Origin of the sequence: Levilactobacillus suantsaiihabitans (assembly GCF_004745505.1) — a bacterium.
GTDB lineage: Bacteria > Bacillota > Bacilli > Lactobacillales > Lactobacillaceae > Levilactobacillus > Levilactobacillus suantsaiihabitans.
Genome location: NZ_RKLX01000061.1, coordinates 1 through 709, shown reverse-complemented (window position 1 = coordinate 709; position 709 = coordinate 1). Strand labels below are relative to the sequence as shown.

Annotated in this window: 1 protein-coding gene; it reads left to right on the top strand. The window is 35.5% G+C overall.

Annotation, left to right across the window (positions count from 1 at the left end):
- A partial coding sequence (locus tag EGT51_RS12835; RefSeq protein WP_167850212.1) for a MobA/MobL family protein occupies positions 1-709 on the top strand: 709 nt, incomplete at both ends.

The following is a 709-nucleotide window of genomic DNA, read 5'->3' as shown; positions in this document are numbered from 1 at the left end:
TATACCGGAACTAGCAAGTACCCTAAGAGTAGAAAGATACTGATGGTCGATTGGGATAAGAAAGAAAAAATAATTGAATGGCGTCATAATTGGGCAGTTAGTGTCAATCAGGTTTTAGAGCAAAAAAATATTCCCGATCGGATCAGTGAAAAATCATTTACTGAGCAGGGAATAGATGATACACCAACCCAACACGAGGGAATTAATAGTAAGCGGTATGAAAGAAAAGAATTTAACCAACAAGTAAAGAACTATCGCAAAGCCAAAGCCAGTTATAAGAACAACCAAGAAAAAGCAATCAATAGAGGTCACTTAGATAGCCTAAGTGAACACTTCTCGTTTAATGAAAAACGGGTGGTCAATGAGTTAAGCCATGAACTGAAAACTTATATCAGTTTGGAGAGTTTAGATGATAAACGGCGCATGCTATTTTATTGGAAAAATAGCACCTTAATTAAACATGCAGTTGGTGAAGATGTGACTAAACAATTATTGACAATTAACCAACAAGAAAGCTCATTAAAAAAGGCAGATGAACTCTTAAACAAAGTGGTCGATCGTACCACGAAAAAACTTTATCCAGAGCTTAATTTTGAACAGACCACGCAAGCTGAAAGACGAGAATTAATTAAGGAAACCGAAAGCGATCAAACAGTTTTCAAAGGCAGTGAATTAAACGAACGTTTAATGAATATTCGTGATGATTTAT